The 19359-nt window shown below is 35.6% G+C and carries 23 protein-coding genes; 13 read left to right on the top strand and 10 right to left on the bottom strand.

Annotation, left to right across the window (positions count from 1 at the left end; all coding sequences use genetic code 11):
* From H514_RS0110895 to H514_RS22890, 5 genes are all read right to left on the bottom strand, one after another.
* On the bottom strand, window positions 1–1110 hold the full coding sequence (locus H514_RS0110895) for a GerAB/ArcD/ProY family transporter (protein WP_027447005.1): 1110 nt from the start codon (window positions 1108–1110) through the stop codon (window positions 1–3).
* Window positions 1111–1123: 13 nt separating this feature from the next.
* Window positions 1124–1354 carry a hypothetical protein gene (locus tag H514_RS0110890; protein ID WP_027447004.1) on the bottom strand — a complete coding sequence of 77 codons (231 nt, stop codon included), beginning with the start codon at window positions 1352–1354 and terminating at the stop codon, window positions 1124–1126.
* A 16-nt stretch (window positions 1355–1370) separates the two neighbouring features.
* Entirely contained in the window at window positions 1371–2561 is a 1191-nt protein-coding gene (locus tag H514_RS0110885) for a Ger(x)C family spore germination protein (protein ID WP_027447003.1), read from the bottom strand.
* Between the two features lie 5 nt (window positions 2562–2566).
* Window positions 2567–4159 carry a spore germination protein gene (locus H514_RS0110880; protein WP_027447002.1) on the bottom strand — a complete coding sequence of 531 codons (1593 nt, stop codon included), beginning with the start codon at window positions 4157–4159 and terminating at the stop codon, window positions 2567–2569.
* Window positions 4160–4221: 62 nt separating this feature from the next.
* Complete coding sequence (locus H514_RS22890; RefSeq protein ID WP_051255113.1) at window positions 4222–4785, bottom strand: CBO0543 family protein; 564 nt, start codon at window positions 4783–4785, stop codon at window positions 4222–4224.
* Between the two features lie 162 nt (window positions 4786–4947).
* On the opposite strand from H514_RS22890, the gene H514_RS0110870 reads away from it, so the two are divergent.
* Window positions 4948–6570, top strand: a complete 1623-nt coding sequence (locus H514_RS0110870) for an amidohydrolase (RefSeq protein WP_231566616.1) — start codon at window positions 4948–4950, stop codon at window positions 6568–6570.
* An 87-nt stretch (window positions 6571–6657) separates the two neighbouring features.
* A complete protein-coding gene (locus H514_RS0110865) occupies window positions 6658–7209 on the top strand; it encodes a histidine phosphatase family protein (protein WP_027447000.1) in 552 nt (183 codons plus the stop codon).
* 41 nt (window positions 7210–7250) lie between these two features.
* Here the strand turns inward: H514_RS0110865 and H514_RS0110860 are convergent, their stop codons facing one another.
* Complete coding sequence (locus tag H514_RS0110860; RefSeq protein ID WP_027446999.1) at window positions 7251–8441, bottom strand: M14 family metallopeptidase; 1191 nt, start codon at window positions 8439–8441, stop codon at window positions 7251–7253.
* Window positions 8442–8534: 93 nt separating this feature from the next.
* On the opposite strand from H514_RS0110860, the gene H514_RS0110855 reads away from it, so the two are divergent.
* On the top strand, window positions 8535–9491 hold the full coding sequence (locus H514_RS0110855) for a TIGR03571 family LLM class oxidoreductase (RefSeq protein ID WP_027446998.1): 957 nt from the start codon (window positions 8535–8537) through the stop codon (window positions 9489–9491).
* A gap of 39 nt (window positions 9492–9530) precedes the next feature.
* Here H514_RS0110855 and yfkAB read toward each other — a convergent pair whose 3' ends face one another.
* Window positions 9531–10637 carry a radical SAM/CxCxxxxC motif protein YfkAB gene (gene yfkAB / locus H514_RS0110850; RefSeq protein WP_036842693.1) on the bottom strand — a complete coding sequence of 369 codons (1107 nt, stop codon included), beginning with the start codon at window positions 10635–10637 and terminating at the stop codon, window positions 9531–9533.
* Between the two features lie 184 nt (window positions 10638–10821).
* On the opposite strand from yfkAB, the gene H514_RS0110845 reads away from it, so the two are divergent.
* On the top strand, window positions 10822–11574 hold the full coding sequence (locus tag H514_RS0110845; RefSeq protein ID WP_027446996.1) for an SDR family oxidoreductase: 753 nt from the start codon (window positions 10822–10824) through the stop codon (window positions 11572–11574).
* Window positions 11575–11627: 53 nt separating this feature from the next.
* Here H514_RS0110845 and H514_RS0110840 read toward each other — a convergent pair whose 3' ends face one another.
* Window positions 11628–11900, bottom strand: a complete 273-nt coding sequence (locus tag H514_RS0110840; protein ID WP_027446995.1) for an acylphosphatase — start codon at window positions 11898–11900, stop codon at window positions 11628–11630.
* Window positions 11901–11986: 86 nt separating this feature from the next.
* Window positions 11987–12244 carry a transcriptional regulator SplA domain-containing protein gene (locus H514_RS0110835; RefSeq protein WP_081672995.1) on the bottom strand — a complete coding sequence of 86 codons (258 nt, stop codon included), beginning with the start codon at window positions 12242–12244 and terminating at the stop codon, window positions 11987–11989.
* A 120-nt stretch (window positions 12245–12364) separates the two neighbouring features.
* Between H514_RS0110835 and H514_RS0110830 the strand changes: the two genes are divergently transcribed.
* The gene (locus tag H514_RS0110830) at window positions 12365–14185 is read left to right on the top strand and encodes a dihydroorotate dehydrogenase (RefSeq protein ID WP_027446993.1); all 1821 of its coding nucleotides are present in this window, start codon (window positions 12365–12367) and stop codon (window positions 14183–14185) included.
* A 331-nt stretch (window positions 14186–14516) separates the two neighbouring features.
* Here the strand turns inward: H514_RS0110830 and H514_RS0110825 are convergent, their stop codons facing one another.
* Entirely contained in the window at window positions 14517–14915 is a 399-nt protein-coding gene (locus H514_RS0110825) for a hypothetical protein (RefSeq protein WP_027446992.1), read from the bottom strand.
* A 149-nt stretch (window positions 14916–15064) separates the two neighbouring features.
* Between H514_RS0110825 and H514_RS0110820 the strand changes: the two genes are divergently transcribed.
* From H514_RS0110820 to H514_RS0110785, 8 genes are all read left to right on the top strand, one after another.
* The gene (locus tag H514_RS0110820; RefSeq protein ID WP_027446991.1) at window positions 15065–15553 is read left to right on the top strand and encodes an NUDIX hydrolase; all 489 of its coding nucleotides are present in this window, start codon (window positions 15065–15067) and stop codon (window positions 15551–15553) included.
* Window positions 15554–15576: 23 nt separating this feature from the next.
* Window positions 15577–15849 carry a hypothetical protein gene (locus tag H514_RS0110815; RefSeq protein ID WP_027446990.1) on the top strand — a complete coding sequence of 91 codons (273 nt, stop codon included), beginning with the start codon at window positions 15577–15579 and terminating at the stop codon, window positions 15847–15849.
* A gap of 333 nt (window positions 15850–16182) precedes the next feature.
* Window positions 16183–16578 (top strand): hypothetical protein, encoded by a 396-nt coding sequence (locus tag H514_RS0110810; RefSeq protein ID WP_154657368.1) that lies wholly within the window; start codon window positions 16183–16185, stop codon window positions 16576–16578.
* Between the two features lie 66 nt (window positions 16579–16644).
* Window positions 16645–16803, top strand: a complete 159-nt coding sequence (locus tag H514_RS24675; RefSeq protein ID WP_154657367.1) for a hypothetical protein — start codon at window positions 16645–16647, stop codon at window positions 16801–16803.
* Window positions 16804–17036: 233 nt separating this feature from the next.
* Complete coding sequence (locus H514_RS0110800) at window positions 17037–17519, top strand: hypothetical protein (RefSeq protein WP_027446988.1); 483 nt, start codon at window positions 17037–17039, stop codon at window positions 17517–17519.
* 141 nt (window positions 17520–17660) lie between these two features.
* Entirely contained in the window at window positions 17661–18140 is a 480-nt protein-coding gene (locus H514_RS0110795) for a DinB family protein (protein ID WP_027446987.1), read from the top strand.
* A gap of 183 nt (window positions 18141–18323) precedes the next feature.
* Window positions 18324–18590, top strand: a complete 267-nt coding sequence (locus H514_RS0110790; protein WP_027446217.1) for a hypothetical protein — start codon at window positions 18324–18326, stop codon at window positions 18588–18590.
* Between the two features lie 20 nt (window positions 18591–18610).
* Complete coding sequence (locus tag H514_RS0110785) at window positions 18611–19297, top strand: hypothetical protein (protein ID WP_027446218.1); 687 nt, start codon at window positions 18611–18613, stop codon at window positions 19295–19297.
* Window positions 19298–19359: the final 62 nt, after the last annotated feature.

The raw sequence follows: 19359 nt of genomic DNA, 5'->3' as shown, positions 1-19359 counted from the left end.
TCAACCTCTATGATTCCGTCTTAAGATCGATTTTATTTTTGATCCACACAATAAAACAATGGGATAAACAACACCTATTATAATAGAAAGGGGAACCCATGTTTCCTTGTTCCACTTTCCTGCAAAAATGGAATCTGGATAAATGATTAATGCTAACCCTATGACAATGATTCCCATAGGTATTGTAACAGGTCGGTAATGCTTTAGTCCGAGTAATTGCGAGATCCCAATCAGTGATATATAAAAGTATATAAATAGCTTAAAGAAAATCGATAAGATCCAAGAAATTGCAATCACTACTTCCAAACGATCCAATAACACGATGAATTCAATACGCTCAGCCATAACATAAGTAGGATATACATAATGGGAAGTTAGTTTATAACCTAAGACACTTATGGCAATTACCGTTATGGACATTATTAGAAATTCGGCAAATAAATATCCTAATAGGATGGATCTCGTACCTTTAGAATCAGGGTTTAAAACAGAAGGATATAGCACAAATAATAGGATTAAAGGAAACGTTGATATACTTAGTTCATAAATGCTTGCTTCTACAACCTTGCTTATAGGTTGCCCCCACAGTGGTTGTAATTGTTTGATGTCCATACTAGGTATGCTAAATAAGACGATAATCGTTAACAGCATAATAATCCAGGGGAAAAAGATTTCAACTGTTTTAACAATTGTTTCAATGCCTAATTTAGTCCCATATACAATAATAGTCATAAATAAAATACAGATCGCAGCCAAAGGGGTTTCCGGTATAACCTGAACAATCACAAAATCTCCAACAGTCCAGAGAACGGTGCTTGCACCGATCAAGGAAAAAAGAACGATAATCAACGTGAATAACTTTCCTAACCACTTCCCAAATGCATATTCATTGTGCTGAAATAAGTTAAGATGTGGTTGTAAATGACCAATAAATAGATAAAGAAGTAATACAAGTAGCCCTCCAAATACACTCATACTTGCAGCGATCCATGCACTTTCTTTAGCTAAAGTTGCTAGTTGGGAAGGCGTAATTAATACAGATGTACCGATAGTAAAAAGTGTTAACAAAAGTGTAAACTGTCTTACATTAATTTTTTCGTCCATCCTCATTATTCATTCCGCCTTATAATTGTAAAATCGAAAGCACACCTTTAGTAATAGGTTTAACGATTACAGTTACTCCTTTAAGGGGGGTAGGTACCTTACCGTTCATTTGAAGATAAATGCTAAAGGCGAGTGCAATAATATAAAAACCTAAACTAAAGAAGCCTTCTTTAATGTATCTTTCTCGAAATATAGATGAGAGATCGATCCAGGCCACGATCATAATCGTAATGATTAAAAGGAAAAGCATGAAGTATGACTCCTTTTTACTTTTCTTTGAATGAATCAGTTATTGTACCAGTACGTTTGATTTTTGTCTGAACATTAACTTTGATATCAGCTTCAGGAAATAGCTCATCCCATTGTCCTTTAATTTTTTGCCAATCCTTATTCTTAGTTCTATGCAATAGTTCTCCAAATCCAACAATATCAGTTTGCAAATCTTTCTGTATGGCCTCAAGGGTTAGAGAAGCTGTATCGGATATTTCTTTATTTAAATCTTTTTCTAGTTTATCTAATGTTTTCGGATTAGAAATCTTCAACTCACAGTCGCTTTGTGCAACATTAGCTCGAACTTTAATATCAATAGTAAAGGTAGGTTTGCCATCTTTTACTTTTCCTTTAATCTTTTTATCTGTACTTATTATTTCAAAGGATGTGTACTTATCATCATCTTTACAAGGTATTATTTCTGTTGAATTTTTTACTTTACCCGTTAAGTAATTAAAGCCCTTACTTTCTTTATGTTCAAGCCATCCAATTAATTGATCACCTTTCATAGCACCTATATGATCTGCGAGTATTTTTGCAGGCGAATCGACTCTTTCTACATTTTCAATTGAATTTCCTATATCCGTACTTCCTTGGATATATATACCTGTTAAAAATGGCTGTTGACCTTCTAGCAATAAGTCTGCTGTGAATTTTTGTATTTTAACTGTTCTCGTTTGAGCTAAATACCTTTCACTATTGTCAATCATTGCATACATTTTACTAGCTGGTATTTTATCAAGTGGTGTTAAGATATTTAGCATTTGTTTTGCAGAATAGCCTTTTGCAATGGCTAAGTAAAAATCAGTTCGTAATTCATGATCACGAACTAAAAAGTCAATCGTATCACTGATTCCTTCTTTCGCTAGTTCCTCACTAAAGATCACAATTCTAGTGTGTGACAGGTACACCTTTCTTGGAGTAACTTCGATCAAATTCCGTATTGCATCAAATAAGGATTTTCCTGAAGCAGTATAACTTGAAACAGCTGTTCTTGTTGTAAGTTGCTTAGCAGCTACTTCTGCAGGGTTAATGATTTGCACGCTGACTTCATATCCTTCTTCAGCTTTATCTATACCAATTCCAGTAACGATAGCCAGATTATCAAGCTCTTTTTTGCTCCAACAGCCACTAAGAGTAGCTAACAGAAGAAATAGAACAATAATTTTTGTAATTACTCTATTCAAGGGAATCAATCCTTTACTGATTGATTTTCAGCCTCTCTTCTTGAGGGCTTAGGGGCTTCAGTATCCTCACGATCTACATTCTGTTGGTTGATTAGGCGTGGACGAGAGAATAATCCCCAATGAGGGAAGCGAAGCATTACGTCTTTCTGGTCCTTAGGTATAAAAGGTGCCATCGGTGATAAGTAAGGAACACCAAAAGATCGTAAACTCGTTAAATGTAGGATCATAATAATAAGTCCAATTAAGATCCCGAATAAGCCAAAGGTGGCGGCCAAAATCATAAAGCCAAAACGTAACATGCGAACCGAAATAGCCATATTAAAGCTTGGAGATACAAAACTTGAAATAGCAGTCAAGGACACAACAATTACCATAGCTGAAGATACTAATCCTGCTTCAACAGCCGCTTGGCCCAAAACCAATGCCCCAACAATTGATATCGCGGAACCAACTGCTCTAGGCATACGAATACCTGCTTCTCTTAATATTTCAAAGGTAAGCTCCATGATTAGAGCTTCAACAAAAGCTGGAAATGGAACACCTTCCCTCTGAGAAGATAAACTTACAAGTAAATCAGTTGGAATCATCTCTTGGTGAAAGGTTGTTAAGGCTATATAAGCTGAGGGAGTAAGCAAAGAAAGAAAGAATGCCAAATAACGTACTAATCGAATAAACGTTGCAAAATCTGCTCGTTGATAGTAATCTTCACTCGCTTGAAAAAATTGAATGAACAGGGCTGGCACAAGAAGAACAAATGGTGTGCCATCAACAAGTATGGCAACTCTTCCTTCCAATAATCCCGCAGCGATAATGTCCGGTCTCTCTGTATTATAGATAGTTGGAAAGGGGGTATAGGTTTTATCTTGAATAAATTCTTCAATATAACCACTGTCTAATATGGCATCTGTATTAATCTTGTCTAACCGTCTATAGACCTCTTTAACAATCTTAGGATCAGCTATCCCATTAATATATGCAATGGAAACATCTGTTTTTGTTCGTTTACCTATAGCTTTGGTTTTGATCCATAGATTTGGATCTTTAATCTTTCTTCGAAGCAATGCTGTATTAGTCCTGATCGTTTCCGTGAACCCATCCTTTGGACCTCGTACTGAAGTTTGGGAAGAGGGCTCCTCGACGCCACGTTGTTTCCATCCCTTTGTATCCACAGCAAAGGCTTTTTCATACCCATCAATTAAGATGACTGTGTCTCCGGATAAAATATGTTCATAAAGTTTATCTACTGTGTTGAACTCACTCATTTCACCAGCCGTTAATGAGTGCTCTTTTAAAGTTTGGTAAGAGTTTTCTTTCGATGAAAGTTCTACATTTGCTTTTCTAATATCAATCATCAATGTTCTTAAAATGAAATCTTGTATGACATTTTTATCGACCAATCCATCAGTAAAAATTAAAGCCATTGATAATGAACCGTCATAACTAGCATGAAAGGGCCTATAGACGATATCATTACTATCTCCCAAGGTTTGTTTTACATCTTGGATTGTATCTTGAAGTGAGGCGTTTAAATTTTGAGATGGGATATTGTTTTGTTTGTTTACAGGCTGCTTTTTGAATAGACTTGATAATTTAAACATCTCTACACCTCAATCCATTGAAAGTACTCTTATCAGTTTGAACTATTCATAGAAAATAATACCTATGGACTAGGTTTATTCGTATTTTCATTAAGGTTAGCAAAGTATTGAGTTAACCACTTGGCAAATAAGCCGAATAGATTGTAATAAATGAATGAATAGAAGAGTTTCCACGAACCGAGTTCATAATATCCTAACCATATAAATAAAGGTTCTCCAATAAACGCGATAATCAGTGACAGGATAAAATTAGCAATAACAAACGACTTAAAAGGTTGAAACCATTGATAAATGAACATCATTAAGATTGGTATGATCGTAAAATCAGGTGTAATTAATGGTGGAAAAAAAGGAGCGAGCTTAATTGGATATCCCCACCATTGAAGATCGGTCCCTATATTATCTAAAATGAAATTTCCTAACATAATGATCAATCCATAAAACAAAATGGGAAGTGCTTCTTCCTTGTTTAGCATCTTCCACCATACAAACCAAGGAAGAAGGCATAAGGTTAGAAGTAACCACCATTCCCAAGAAAACACCACGTTTGATTCCCATCTTACCTGAATCATTTCAAATAACTTATATCTTTCTTGCTGAATATCATTGAAAGAAGGTACCTGCATCCTGGCATTCTCCTTACTTCATCATGGGGTCTGTTTAGTATGGATTAAAGCATCCTTCTTTTATGCAATATGTTCAAACATCGCCCTAAAACACTCTATAAGTATCTCTATAGCTACGTTTAGGTTTTATATAGTTCTTATAGGGAAGAGGGAAATAAGAAATTGAAAAAGGCTGGTGTAACAATGATTTTGGATAACGTAAGAATCTATCAACCTTATGAAGGATATCATCCAGAGGTTATACATCATATAGAAATTCATGATGGAAGTATTGCAGGAATACATAAAGGGAGATATTCGTCTTCAAACGACCAAGTAATTGATGGAAATGGAAAAACAATTATGGCAGGTTTTAATGATTCCCATATGCATTTATTAAGATTCGGTCTGTTAAAGAAAGAGTTAGACTTGACCCAAGTAACAAGCTGGAAAGAAATGAAGGAAGAAGTTGAGAAGCATTACCCAGAAATTGAAGAGGAAGAGTGGATATTTGGAAAAGGATTTAATGATGGGCAATTCACAGATATTGATCATCTATTAACAGCGGAAGATTTAGATGAAATCAATGTGAACAAGTATATGTATTTCATGCATCAAGACGGTCATGAGTGTGTTATTAGTAAAAAGCTACTTAATAAATTAGAAGAAGAAGAACTTTTCCATAAAGAGCCTGAAGATTTTAAAGAAAGGGATCAAGATGGGGGATTAACAGGGCGTTTTAAAGATACGGCAGTGCACTACATCAACCATCACTTATGGGAGCGTTCACTAGAAGAAGCGACTGAGGCGTTGGAGACTGCTATGCCTTATTTACTTCAGTATGGCGTAACGTCGATTCATACAGATGACCGAAGCTTCATCGGGTCTTATAAAAGTTTATGGAAAGCTTATACGGAAGCTGAGAAAAAGGGGAATCTACCTATTCAAGCTCATCTTCATCATTACATTTTTGACAGACAGGATCTTCAATCGTTTATTGACTCTTTCGATAAACGAACAGGAGATGGAACGGATCGAGTCAAAGTAGGAGCCATCAAAATCTTCTTAGATGGTACACAAAGACTTCATACAGCAGCCATGAGGCAACCGTATCCAGGTCAACCAGATTCAATTGGAAATCTTATTTATACACAAGAGCAATTGAATGACATGGTTGCCTTAGCATCTCAAAATGGTATGCAAGTTGCGATGCATGCTTTAGGCGACCGTGCTGTACAATCAGCTTTAACTGCGCTCGATCAAGAAGAAGCAAACACGAAAGTCTTACGTCATAGAATTATTCATGCGCAAACAATGGGAGAAGATTTGTTAAAACGCACTTCAAATGTAGGTGCTTATATTGAAACACAACCATCTTTCTTAATGGGGGAATGGAGTGAGAAGGATCAATGGGTGCCAGAATCATTGCTCCCTTATTGTGATGCATTTAAGAAAATGCAGGATTATAACATCCCTATTACGTTAAGTTCAGATGCACCGATTGGCTCTCTTGATCCAATTACTTCCGTTTTTGCCGCTGTTAACCGAACAAATACAGACCATGAACCAGAAGGTGGGTGGATGCCACAAGAGCGCCTTTCAATAGATCAATCCTTCTATGGTTTTGGTGTGACACCTGCTGAATTAGAATTTCAGGAAAAGAGAAAAGGAAAAATACAAGAAGGTTATGTTGCTGATTTTGTATTCCTTAACACCCATCCTGAAACGATAAAAAATCATGAGCTATTAAATCTAATGGTCGAAGAAACGTGGATTCAGGGGAAGCGTGTGTTTTCCAGAGAATAAAGAAAATGACTTTCCAAAAGGAGTTTACTTTTGTATGTAGAAAAGGTTTAGATGAGAATAACGCTAAACTTAAGGAGTCTTTTTCATATGAAATTCATTTTTGCACGTCATTGTAAAGCAACAGGTCAAGAGCGAGAAGCGGAGTTAACTAGGGAAGGTTTACAACAAGCAGAAGAATTATCGCGTTATTTAAAGAAATATCCGATTCATTTTACAAGAATTCTTTCTAGTCCATTTACGAGAGCTAAACAAAGTATAAAACCCTTTGCAGATTCGACTGGGCATGAAATAGTGATTGATGACCGCCTAAGTGAAAGAAAACTAAGCAGTAAACCATTAGATGATTGGTTAGAGATTCTAGAAAAGTCATTTACAGAGTTAGACCAAAAAGTCCATGACGGTGAATCATCAAAAGAAGCGATGGACAGAGCGATTTCACTCCTTTACGAACTTATGGATAGTGATGAAGATGATGACACGGTTTTATTCATGACGCACGGTAATCTTTTAGCGCTTATACTTAAATACTTTGATGATCGTTATGGGTTTGAAGAGTGGAAACGTTTAACGAATCCAGATTTATACTTAGTTGAGAGGGTAGATAAGAGTTGGATTGTGAAGCGGATTTATGAAAAATAATAAAATCCTACTGCTTATTATGAAAGGCAGTAGGATTTTTTCTATAAATACATATTTGCCAAGAAAATGCCTAGACTCTCTTGATAAATTTCATCAAATTGAGTGAGAGGGAGAGGGCTTACTCCTTCTCCTAATTCTACAGTGTAACCAGGACGACGCCATTCTTGTATAAACCAATCCTTATAACCTGCGTAACTATCTACATACTGTATAGGTGTATAACCACTAACACGTGCAAATTCTTGTACGATCGTTTCTGCTTCAGGTGGTTCTAAGCCTTCAAAGCCCCAATAAATGACTTCACCTTGGGTATGAAAAGCAAGAGCTCTAGAAAAATTACTGTTTCTTGTTAGCTGGGCCATAGCTTTAGATTCTGGTTCAGATAAAGGTGAGGGACCTGGATAATTAGCAGGTGCAGGAGCTTGCTCTTTCCGCTCTTTTTCGATTTCCCACTTAGCCGGGAATTGATTGTTTAAGTCAACACCACTTATGTTGGCTTTCCAACCATTAAAGTTTGTGCTGCCATTGTTGATCTCAAGAACATTACTTTGAAAAGGTTCCTCATTAGGAGGTCCATTTATAACGAGGTTTACTCCATCAGGATTAACCATCGGTACAACTGACAACGTTTTAGAATTATAATAAGGTAGCATGTCTAGGCCTCTGATAGGTGTTTGATTCGTTAGAGAGAGTAGATAATCATTTAAAAATGTCATGATTATGGGTGTTGTAATCCATTCATTTGCGTGGAAAGAACCATCTACATGTACGGTCTCATTCCCTCTTCCAACTTTGATTTCAGGAAGTGGTTTTCCCATTACGGACTGACCGATTGATCGTTGGAAAAGAAATGGATATATCATAACCATTCTATTGATATCCGTAATCATAGACTCATACGTATAACGGCTCTTCCCATTTACAATTCTCCAAGTAATACGTAAGGGAACACGAATCACCTGTCCTACCTGCAGAAAGTTAGGATTGACCATTGGGTTTAAGAGAAATAATGAGTCCAAAGGAACGTTTCTAGAAGAAGCGATTGACCAAAGTGAGTCACCAGACTGTATGGTATAATTTACAGCTACATAACCTGGAATATTAATCGTTTGGCCAATAAAGAGATAACGATTTGCTGCGTTTGGGTTTGAGTCCAATATAAGAGGGAGCCTTATGTTAAACAACTGACTGTAATACCAAAGTGAATCACCATTTCGAACAGATACTTGCAAGAGATTCATCTCCCTTCTCATTCTTCATTTATATATATGAAGTATGTGAATTCATCATGCTGAAAGCTATAAGATACAAAGGAGGTCAAACATATGAAATGGGACCAGCATTATGGATATAAACGGATGCTACAAAAAGATAAGCTTACAATTAGATTAAATATGCCCATTGAAAATCATGGAAAACAGAAACCGACTATGAATCACCAAGTAAAACGTGCTCAGTTAGCAGAAGAATTAGGATTCACAGCACTATGGTTTCAGGACGTACTCCTTGAAGACCCCACGTTTGATGACCCAGCAACAGGTCAGGTTTTTGATAGTCATATTTATTTAACCTATATAGGGAGTCATACTTCAAAAATTAATTTAGGCACAGCTGCATCCGTCCTTTCATTACGGCACCCTTTACGTTTAGCTAAGGAAGCGGCTAGCATAGATAACTTATTTCCGGAGCGTTTTATGCTTGGATTATCATCCGGCGATCGAAGGCGTGACTTTTCAGCTTTGAATATACCGATCTTGGAACGTGGGGAAATTTTTCGAGAGTCTTTAGAATACTTCAAGAAAGTGATGAATAGTGAGTATGAGGATTATACATCTAGTTTGGGGTCACTTGAAAATGTAACTCTGGTACCCAAACCAACTTCAGATATTCCTATATTTATTACAGGCTATGCTCAGCAAACGTTAGATTATGTAGCAGCGCATGGAGATGGTTTTATGTTTTATCCTCAGAGTCTAGATAAACAAGCGTCTTTAATTCGTGAGTATCAAACTAAGGCAAGAACGTATCATCCTGAACAATATAAACCTTTCTTTCAGCCAATTGTAATGGATCTTCATGATAATCCCGATCATGAACCAGAAAAAATTAAACTGGGATACAGACTTGGGAGGAAAGCTCTGATTGAATGGTTAAAGCAACATGAAGAAATAGGTGTGAATCATGTGATGATCTCTTTAGCGCATAGTACGAGAGATGCTGAAGAAGTTATGAAAGAAATAGGAGAAGAGGTTATTCCTCATTTTCCTCCACATCATTCTTAAATCAAAAATGGACCTCTCAGATAGAGAGGTCTAAGTGAATCAACGAGTAATATTAGCTTCGCGTTTTTGAAAGTCAACGTTTTTGTAATAGGTGTTCTTCACAAGAAGGTTGGGACCAAGACATTTTACTGCAGGACAATGACAATTCAGACTATCAGCAAGAGAGCTTTTTTTCCAACGCTCATAAGCTTCAGGTAAGGTGGTATCTTGTATATTACCTAAAGAAGGTTCATCCCCAAAGTCTGTAACAATGATTTCTCCATCAAAAATATTTACATTTAACCTTGAGCGTCCATCTGGATCATTTCGTACGGTTACATTCTTCTCTTGGTAAAGGCGCTTTTGCAACTCAAGATCTTTTTCATTTGTGCTACAAGGATAAAATGGTAACGTACCGAAAAGCATCCACATATTTGGGTCTCTATGGTCTAATAAACGAGTGATCGCCTCATTCATTTCCTCTAGAGATAACGTTTCTAATTGACTTGCGAAATCGGCTGGATACATTGGGTGGATTTCATGACGCGCGCATCCCATTTCTTTCACATGGTCATGTATTGTCTCCAAATAAGGAAATGTGCGTTTATTTAACATGGTTTCAGCAGAGACCATAACCCCTTCATCTGCAAGGCGCTGTGAATTTTCTACCATTCTATGAAAATAACTTTCTCGTATGTTTTCAGATGGTTTACGCTCCATTCTCGCAAAACCTGTAGAGGTGAACTCTTCTATTGTTCCCCAGTTATGTGAAATATGTAGTACATCTAAGTAAGGGACGATTGGTTGATAACGGTTATAGGGTAACGTTAAATTTGAATTAATTTGTGTTCGTGCTCCACGTTCGTGAGCGTACTTAAGAAGCGGGACAACATAATTGTCAACAGACTTCTTTGAAAGAACAGGCTCACCACCCGTAATACTAAGCGCTCTTAAGTTTGGTATTTCATCCAGTCTTTGAATAATAAGGTCCATTGGTAGAGCCTCTGGATCTTTATGTTGGAGCATATACCCAACTGCACAATGAGCGCACCGCATATTACATAAAGTAGTTGTGGTAAATTCAACATTAGATAGCGTCATCTCACCGTGTTCCTCTACATCCATATAAGCTTCCCAAGGATCATGCTGAGGTGTTATGGGTTTCATTTTGATACTTTTACTCAAGTAAATCACTCTTTCTATTCATAAAACATTGGTCAACAACTTCTAATTTTAACATATAAGTCACCAAATAATTGGGCCATACAAAACATTAAGATGAATATTGTCTCTAAATAGCGGGTATCGTGATAGGTGGAATCGATAAGCATTCACACTAGGAGGAATAAAAATGGCAAACTTAAAAGGTAAAACAGCTATTATTACTGGAGCAAGCAGTGGTATAGGACAATCCATTGCAGAACATCTAGCTCAAGAAGGCGCGAATGTAGTCCTAGCTGCCCGAAGAAAAGAACGTTTAGAGGAATTGGCAAAATCGATTCAAAACGAAACATCTGTTCAAACGAAAGTTATAGAAACGGATGTTACCAACCAAAAAGATATGGAAAATTTAGTGAAAGAAACAAAAGAAACCTTTTCTTCTGTAGATATTCTAGTCAATAACGCGGGTGTAATGCTACTTTCATTCCTAAAGAATGACAAAGTAGAGGAATGGGAGAAAATGGTGGATGTAAACGTGAAAGGAGTGCTTTTTGGGATCCATTCTGTTCTACCAACTATGCTTGAGCAGGATACAGGTCACGTCATTAACGTATCTTCAGTAGCTGGGCATGAAGTGTTTCCAACAAGTTCCGTATATAGTGCTACAAAATATGCAGTACGTGCTCTCTCTATGGGGATGGAAAAAGAGCTTTCTAAGACAGGTGTGCGTGTAACAAATATTTCGCCTGGTGCTGTTTCAACTGAACTACCAGAGCATATTACAGATGAAGAAGTAATCAGTATGTTTGAGGATCGTAAAGGAAGAGTTACATTAGAAGCAGATGACATCGCTCGTTCTGTCGTTTATGCGGTTACGCAACCTGAGTATGTAAATGTGAACGAGGTTATGGTAAGGCCATTGCAAAAGAAAAGCGAATCTTAATTTTGAATAGAGAAAGGGATGTCCAATTGGGCATCCCTTTTATAGTAGCTTACTTATCTTATTTCAAATCTGTCAAAACCCTTAATTTGATCGATTTTTGTTATATCTATATTCGAAACTTTGGCATATGGACTTGGCCCATGCTTTAAAGCTTCTACAAACGCATCGATTTGTTTATCTTCACCTTCTGCTTCGACTTCTACGGTGCCAGTTTGGTTGTTTTGAACCCAACCATTTACATTAAACTCTTTTGCCTTTTGTTTAGCAGAAAACCGAAAGCCTACACCTTGTACACGGCCATGTATAGTTAAATGAACATGTTTCATGTTTTCACCTCATCTTTGAGTTTGTACTCGAACCCTATATAACAGTAACCGTAGATGAATGAGGTTAAACAAAGAAAATTTTACATTTAATCTTCAAAAGGTTGATCTGTAAAAATTTCATTATACGCATCTTGTGCGGCTTCTTCTGAAGAAAACAAAGCATCTTCATCTTCTATGAGGTGGTACGTTTCATGTAAAAACAAAGCAACTCCATCTGGATTGTGAGGGTGCTGCACGATTTCGGCCTGCTTAATATTCGCTACAGTAGGTGTATGAGGATTCCTATAAATAACGAAAACTTCATCACCCGCTCTTACCTCTTTAGGATCAATCATGTTATCCATGTAAAGCATCCTTTCCATTCAATTTGCCATTAGCTTATGTGAAATTGTGTAAAGTAACCGTACAAGAATGTGTTAAAATATGCTAAGTAAGTAGTGAGAAAATAATAAAAGGGTGTTTCTATGCCAGATTGGTCTTATCATCCGCTATTTAAACCATGGTTGTTTTCATTAAATGCGCATCATTCACGGGAATTTATATATAAAAGCATGCGGACAATCTCCAATATTCCTGGTGGTAGTTCGCTAATTGAATTTCTGGGACACTTTTCAACACCAAATGACTTACATCAAAACACCAATGGGGTTTCTTATAAGAGTCCAATTGGTGTTAGTGGAATGCTTGATCCAAATCTGACAGGACTAGAAGTCTTTGGAAGTTTAGGTCATAGTTTTATCGAAATTGGGCCTGTTACGTTGAGGGAGGAAGAAGGAAATGTTCCTCAGTTGAACGACAAAGATAGATTGTGGTTTCACAAACAATACGAAATGCCTCATTTAACTTATGTTGAAAAAAAGTTAAGAAAAATAGCATTACATAAACCGGTTATGCTGCATATTGACCCAAAAGCAACCCAATCACAAGTGGTTCAAATCGTAGAGAGTCTTAAACCATATGTCAGCTCTTTTATTGTTAAACAAGAGCAGTTAGAGTGGATTGAGTCATGTAATCAAGATACACCTATTTATGTAAGTATTGAAAGCACGGAAAAAGATACAATAATGAATTTCAATCATCCATATGTTTCTGGAGTAGTCATCAATCCTCCTATTAATTGGGATGGCGAAGAAAATTACTTTAAAGAAGACCAAAAAGTTTCGAATGATTTTATGTGTAAAAGGATTACCTCAGTAAAAGATATTGACCAGGACTTAACCATAATAACTAGAGGAGGAATTCGTGAACCTCATGATGCTTTACATTTAAAAAATGCAGGGGCGGACCTCATGATTCTGGAATCAGGCTATGTTTTTACAGGACCAGGATTACCAAAGCGAATAAATGAATTGATGACTCAAATGCCTGAAGAAGATGAAGGAACTGGTTGGAAGTGGGGCTTATTATTTGGTGCAATTATACTTATAGCAGGCATTATAGCTCTGATTTTTTCTATGACGCGTGTGATCCTTCCCTATGATGAACAGTTTATCGGCTTAACTCGTGAAGAAATTATTGCGATTAATCCTCGTATCTTGGCTTTTATGGCTCATGATCGTATGACTTTAGCGGGAACGATGATCAGTGGAGGAATAATCTATATTCAACTTGCGCGATATGGATTACGTTATCGAATACATTGGGCTACAAAAGCATTCCATACAGCAGCTATCTTAGGGTTTTTAGGGATATTTTTGTTCATAGGATATGGCTACTTTGATTGGTTACATGGTCTATATTATTTATTTTTACTACCGTTTTATTTGATGTGCTTCTGGAAAACAAGAGGTCATCTTCATACTGTGTCATCTTCTAATAAAAAGAACTCTTCTTCTTGGAAGAAAAGCTTAATAGGTCAATTGTTATTTGTGATCCTCGGAACCTCCATCGTGGTTGGTGGTATTGTTATATCCACAATAGGCACTACAGGGGTTTTTGTTTCGACGGATCTTGTGTATTTATGTACGACACCCGAAATGCTTCAATCCATTAATGATCGGTTGATTCCTGTGATTGCTCATGATCGAGCTGGGTTCGGTACTGCGTTAATCAGTGTAGGATTATTGGTATTAATGACAACCCTATGGGGATTTCGAGAAGGGGAGAAGTGGATCTGGAACACATTAGCTATAGGTGCACCACCGGCATTTATAGCGGGACTTGGGACACATTTTGTTATTGGGTATACAAGTTTTATTCATTTATTACCAGCTTACTTTCTTGTTGTGTTATATATCATTGGGTTAGTTTATGCTAAGCCTTTCTTAAATGATGGTGCTAACTAGAAATGGGGAAACACAGGGGAAGAGGATTTAACGGCATGGGTTTATACGATTCATCCCTCAAATGAACAAATGAAAAGAGAGCCGATTATTAATGGGGATTGGATCAAGTACATTGACCAACCCTAAAAAGCAGTCTTTTACAGGCTGCTTTTTTTATTGATCATTATACAAATTAAACAAGATGGGACATTCAGATTACGTAATAAAATTATGGTAAACTAAGTAATCAATATTATATATTACTCATACTTAGTAGTAACTCCGAACAGTGATTAAAAAGAAAGTAAAGAACATAAGGATATTTCACTTCCTTAATATAAGCAATACTAATTTAAAATTCATCGAATCGATTTTCAATTTTCATTGCTAAATTAGAAGCTGTTTCATTATGCTGCTCACGCACTATATCCTTTGCCCGTGATTTATTAACTACTCTTATTTTACCGTTATCTTGTAGTTTTTGAATTTCAATATAAAAAGGGTTGGCGTTTGGTCGATCTATTGTTCCAGTTAAAATTCTTAAGTAATCCCGAGTCCCACGTGTTAGTTTTGAATCACTCCAGGAAATATTGCCATCATACATATCTTCGTTGTAAACCTCAGCAAAATGTATAGCTTCGATAACAGCTTCTACAGCAGAACTATAAGCATTTGGTGAACTTACAAACGTATTTAACATTCCATCTACAACCATTGGCCGGTATACGATATCATTCATAGCATAGTCCATATTTTTACACCTCGCAGAAATACACATTTCTAGTTGTAGTTTGTCCGTATCCTAAAACTTTATTCGATAACAATTGTGGTAGAGATAAGATTAGCTTAAATGGACTTTAAAAAGAAGTTAATCAATGGTAAAGGGAGAGGGTTATTTGGTTGGAAAGATATAAAAACTATCATCGTGCTTTTGGTGTTTATGGTATATGTGTACAACAAGGAAAGCTCCTCGTCATCGATAAAAACGGTGGGCCATACATAAACCGATTTGATCTTCCTGGTGGCAGTTTAGAGGAAGGAGAAAGTTTAGTGTCTGCTCTCCATAGAGAGTTTGAAGAAGAAACAGGTGCTTCCATTCATGTGAAAAACCTCATAGGAACTAGTGATTTTTTTGTCAAGTGGGATTGGGAGCCATACACACATGTTCATCACATTGCTGTGTTTTATCATATTGATGTAATTGGGGAGCTCGACCAAAACCCAACCCAATTTGAGGGACAAGACTCCACTGGGGTTAGGTGGATTTCACAAAACCAAATGTCAGAAGAAACCTCTTCACCTTTAGTTTTAAAAGCAATGAAATGGATGTTCTCTAATGAATTTAATTTCAATGCAGAGGTGTATAATAATTGGATTGTTAAGAAATAAAATAAATAGAATGGAGCTGGCCAATGAATTACATCGTATTTGCTATATACATACTTATACCTATCGTAGCATTAATTGTTATAAGAAAGCGTAATGCTGTCTCTGAACAAAACTTCTTATTCAAATGGATTGGCTATTATGTGCTGGGGGCATTTTCTTTTGCTTTTAATGAGATAGTTATCCCGCTTGGCTTCCTCATATACTTATTATACCTCCGTCCTAAATCCAAGGAAAACGGGGCATTAAAGGGAACTGCTGCTATGTTGGGGTTAACATTCTTTTTTGTTCCACGTTAAGAAAGTATAAAATTTTAGCAATGGAGCAATTCGACGTAGTGAAAATTTTGAAAGCATGAAGTATAAGCGCAACTAAGCCTCTGTCTGCGCCTTAAAAGGCTTGCCAATCGGCAAGTTTTCTTTAAATTAGCTAGCCCCACAATTGAAGCAAATATATTTCAAAGACCACATGAAATTCAAGGTGAACAGGAGAATATCTATGAATTTTCCTTCCAAGAGCCTTGGGAGCTGGTATCAAAAGAATTTGGCATTTCTACATCAGATTTAAAGTTAAATCGTTATAAGATTACATATCAAAAAGATGGTTCAATATCTGAGATGAGTTTTGAGATTGTGAGGAAAGATCAAGATAAATTTATCCATTACGATATAGACTATTCATCTAGTAATCAGACTTATATCGTCAGTAGACATCGAACTGATTCATGGTTGCAATATAATCGATTAGTAGACGTATCTTATTACTTTAGCAAAATACATGATTTTCCTTTCAAGAGAATCACAAATAAGTATAATTATGCTCAGTATAAGATTAATGGGAAAGGAGAAAAAGGATCCTATTCGTTAAAGGATCATCCTAATTATATCATCGATCAGAATAATCTAGAGAAAGTCAGTATTAGTGAACTACCAATAGAGGGATATTTAATACATGTACTCGGAAAGGAAAAGGGTGGATTAAAAAGCGAATCTCTTGCTTATTGTTTCTTTGACGAATCATTTAAATGATTTCATCGTGAAATAATATGGATGTTGTTACACTGATGTTTTTCGATTACTAAGGAGTGTTTGAGGATGAGTGATTATACTTCATTAACTATAATTGCATTACTATTTATTATTTTAATTTCTATATTAAATATAGGAATTATACTATCTAAAAGCCTAAAAGCTCAAATAGATCTTGAAAAAGCTTTATACCGTTTAATTGAGGTTACAAAAGAAAGACATTAGGGCACCAGGAACTACTGTATAAGGAAGGAAAGGAAATTTGTGATATGTTATCAGTAATCTTGGAATCAAGATTTCAGTAATAGGGCCATTATGTTGAAGACTTGATTTCGAGATAAATGTTATAAATGTACCATATATAAAGGATTATCACTCTATATATTGAATTAGAAAATGAGGCAAGAACTATTACATGGTAGACTTTGAAAGTAGTGCGAATGACAGGAGTGTACTTTATGGATAAGTTAATAATTGACCCTGGTATAGGTATAGGGAATTTTAAACTTGGAATGAACAAAGATGATATTAATCAATGTTTACAAGAATATGAAGCAAATTATTATTCAGATTATAGAAAGCATTTGTTTAGAGATGTGTTTATGGTTAAATATAATTCTGAACAAGTAGTCAATTTCATTGAAATTCCAAATTTAAAGGATGTTTTTCAAGGTGTCTATAATGACATCGATCTTTTTAACACTAAAGCTGATGACCTTGTAAAAATGATCGATAAAATCTCCCCCTACAATAGAGATAATGAGGAATCTGAACGAGGTTTCTTATATGAGTTTCCTCTATTAGGACTTAGTCTTTGGAGAGGAAATGTTCTTAGTGAGGAAGATTTGAATGCAGATTGGTCTAAAGAAATTAAGCCAGATATACAAGAAGATATGATAAGAGAAGGAATGTATTTTGAATCGGTAAGTGTTTGGAGTTAAATAAGAAAACCAATCATAAGGCGCAAATATTTAATAGAATTTGAGCCTTCTTTTGTAATTTGGGAAACGATAAATAACTTCTCTGATCCGATTAGGTATAGGAAGAAGGAGAATTAAAGTATTGAGGAAGGGGAAGATCTATTGAATAAATTTAAAGAAGAAATTATTAATCATCATTTAGAAACAATGAAATTTGTAAATTCACTACAGCGTTTAACTGATAAGGAATGGCGAACTCAGATTGAAGATAATAAATGGACTATTGGCGAAATTATTGGCCATTTTAAGCCTTGGGATGAGTTTGTAATTCATAAACGCTTACCTTACTTATTTTCTAATAGTGAGCTTCCAAAAGGACCAAATGCTGAAAAAATGAATTCAGAATCAGCCTCTATTAGTAGAGGGCAAAGCAAAGAAGTTACTATAAATGAGTTTATCTCTATAAGAGAAAAGCTTTATGAGGCAATAAAAATAATTCCTGATCAGCAATGGGAGAAAAAGTTTTTAATAGGAGAAACTGAGCTTTCTTTGTATGAATACTTAAATGGTTTGGCAAAACATGATAGTCATCATTTTGAACAAGTCAAAAAAGTTTTAAATAGAAAAGAGCAACAAACCTAGTTTAAGCGCAAGAAATTCATACATAAATTATCTCGAATTCAATTCTTCCATGTTTGGGCGCAATCATGTAGTAATGATTGTGCTTATTTTTTTGAGAAGAGAAGGATATGTCTTGGTATTAATCGAAATAATTGGTGTTGATAATTTGGAAATATTCATCAGGTTGATGAGGGGGGAGAAGTAATGTCTCTTGAAAAAATTAATACGGCAATTAATTATTTAAAAAAGAATGAATATATAAAGGAAGCTGAGGATTTGGAGATAATTCTTAACCAGCTAAAGAAAGACTTAAATAATAAAGAAATTTTAGAAAAACTTATTCAAAGGTGTCATATTCGTTGGTTAGGTGATCTCTATATTAGAGATTTTCAAGGAGGTTCCGAATGGTGGCAACTACTTGGTGAGATTGATGATTATGCAAATAACAAGTTCAAATCAGTGAATGATTAGAGTGTAAGGAAGTGAATTTATTGCCTATTCTTAGTGAATTTGATTTAGACATACCATACTTAAATAGGGAGGGTAGTAAAGAAGATTACGAAAAGAATTGGAAAGAACGCAGGATGAGGTTTAGGGATGAAGTCCGTTGTGTAGCGTCACTGCTTGAAAGGAATTTTGAAAAATATAAAACAGAGGACTGCTGGAAGGTTTTGGTGGAGTGTGTAGAGGATATGAAAGACAATAACAACGAACACAAACTCGTAGGTGGTGTTAGTCATGTTAAAGTTGGCTTAAATATTGATTATTACTTTAACTTACATAATTATGAGAAGAAATTATTAATTTACAAACTTTTAGAAAAAGGTATTAATATAGTTATTAAGGAAAAAGAATGGGATAAAAAACCGTTTCAAAGAATGTATCAGAAGGTTAGTGATTGTAACTACAATAACCAATGGATTTGGAATAAGCCTAAGAAAAGCCCGAATAGAAAATATATTGCAGAAGTATCCTGTGAGCATAATATTGATAATTTTAAGGTCAGCATAATAATTAAAAATAAAGCGAAAGAGATTGTTAAAGAAGAAAAGATAATAGAAGAACGGCCAAACGAATGGGCATTTGCTCAGCATTTTGGAAGCTTGAAGTGGTTCTCATCAAATGAAGTAGCATTAATAGACAAGAAAGGTATTAATACATACAGTATTCAAATATAGATGGAAAAATCAAATGATATGTGAAAATATATCTCGAGATCAAGTATTCCAGAAACGGGCGC

This window comes from Pontibacillus marinus BH030004 = DSM 16465 (assembly GCF_000425225.1).
Taxonomy (GTDB): domain Bacteria; phylum Bacillota; class Bacilli; order Bacillales; family BH030062; genus Pontibacillus; species Pontibacillus marinus.
Note: the sequence above shows the minus strand (reverse complement) of the source record. Positions and strands in the feature narration are given on the sequence as shown.

What these genes read in the sequence shown, in the direction of transcription:
- H514_RS0110895 (WP_027447005.1), bottom strand. Translation starts at nt 1,110, where the DNA reads ATGAGGATGGACGAAAAAATTAATGTAAGACAGTTTACACTTTTGTTA.
- H514_RS0110825 (WP_027446992.1), bottom strand. Translation starts at nt 14,915, where the DNA reads ATGGACTATGCTATGAATGATATCGTATACCGGCCAATGGTTGTAGAT.
- H514_RS0110890 (WP_027447004.1), bottom strand. Translation starts at nt 1,354, where the DNA reads ATGCTTTTCCTTTTAATCATTACGATTATGATCGTGGCCTGGATCGAT.
- H514_RS0110845 (WP_027446996.1), top strand. Translation starts at nt 10,822, where the DNA reads ATGGCAAACTTAAAAGGTAAAACAGCTATTATTACTGGAGCAAGCAGT.
- yfkAB (WP_036842693.1), bottom strand. Translation starts at nt 10,637, where the DNA reads ATGAAACCCATAACACCTCAGCATGATCCTTGGGAAGCTTATATGGAT.
- H514_RS24675 (WP_154657367.1), top strand. Translation starts at nt 16,645, where the DNA reads ATGAGTGATTATACTTCATTAACTATAATTGCATTACTATTTATTATT.
- H514_RS0110865 (WP_027447000.1), top strand. Translation starts at nt 6,658, where the DNA reads ATGAAATTCATTTTTGCACGTCATTGTAAAGCAACAGGTCAAGAGCGA.
- H514_RS22890 (WP_051255113.1), bottom strand. Translation starts at nt 4,785, where the DNA reads ATGCAGGTACCTTCTTTCAATGATATTCAGCAAGAAAGATATAAGTTA.
- H514_RS0110855 (WP_027446998.1), top strand. Translation starts at nt 8,535, where the DNA reads ATGAAATGGGACCAGCATTATGGATATAAACGGATGCTACAAAAAGAT.
- H514_RS0110800 (WP_027446988.1), top strand. Translation starts at nt 17,037, where the DNA reads ATGGATAAGTTAATAATTGACCCTGGTATAGGTATAGGGAATTTTAAA.
- H514_RS0110840 (WP_027446995.1), bottom strand. Translation starts at nt 11,900, where the DNA reads ATGAAACATGTTCATTTAACTATACATGGCCGTGTACAAGGTGTAGGC.
- H514_RS0110790 (WP_027446217.1), top strand. Translation starts at nt 18,324, where the DNA reads ATGTCTCTTGAAAAAATTAATACGGCAATTAATTATTTAAAAAAGAAT.
- H514_RS0110880 (WP_027447002.1), bottom strand. Translation starts at nt 4,159, where the DNA reads ATGTTTAAATTATCAAGTCTATTCAAAAAGCAGCCTGTAAACAAACAA.
- H514_RS0110830 (WP_027446993.1), top strand. Translation starts at nt 12,365, where the DNA reads ATGCCAGATTGGTCTTATCATCCGCTATTTAAACCATGGTTGTTTTCA.
- H514_RS0110835 (WP_081672995.1), bottom strand. Translation starts at nt 12,244, where the DNA reads ATGGATAACATGATTGATCCTAAAGAGGTAAGAGCGGGTGATGAAGTT.
- H514_RS0110815 (WP_027446990.1), top strand. Translation starts at nt 15,577, where the DNA reads ATGAATTACATCGTATTTGCTATATACATACTTATACCTATCGTAGCA.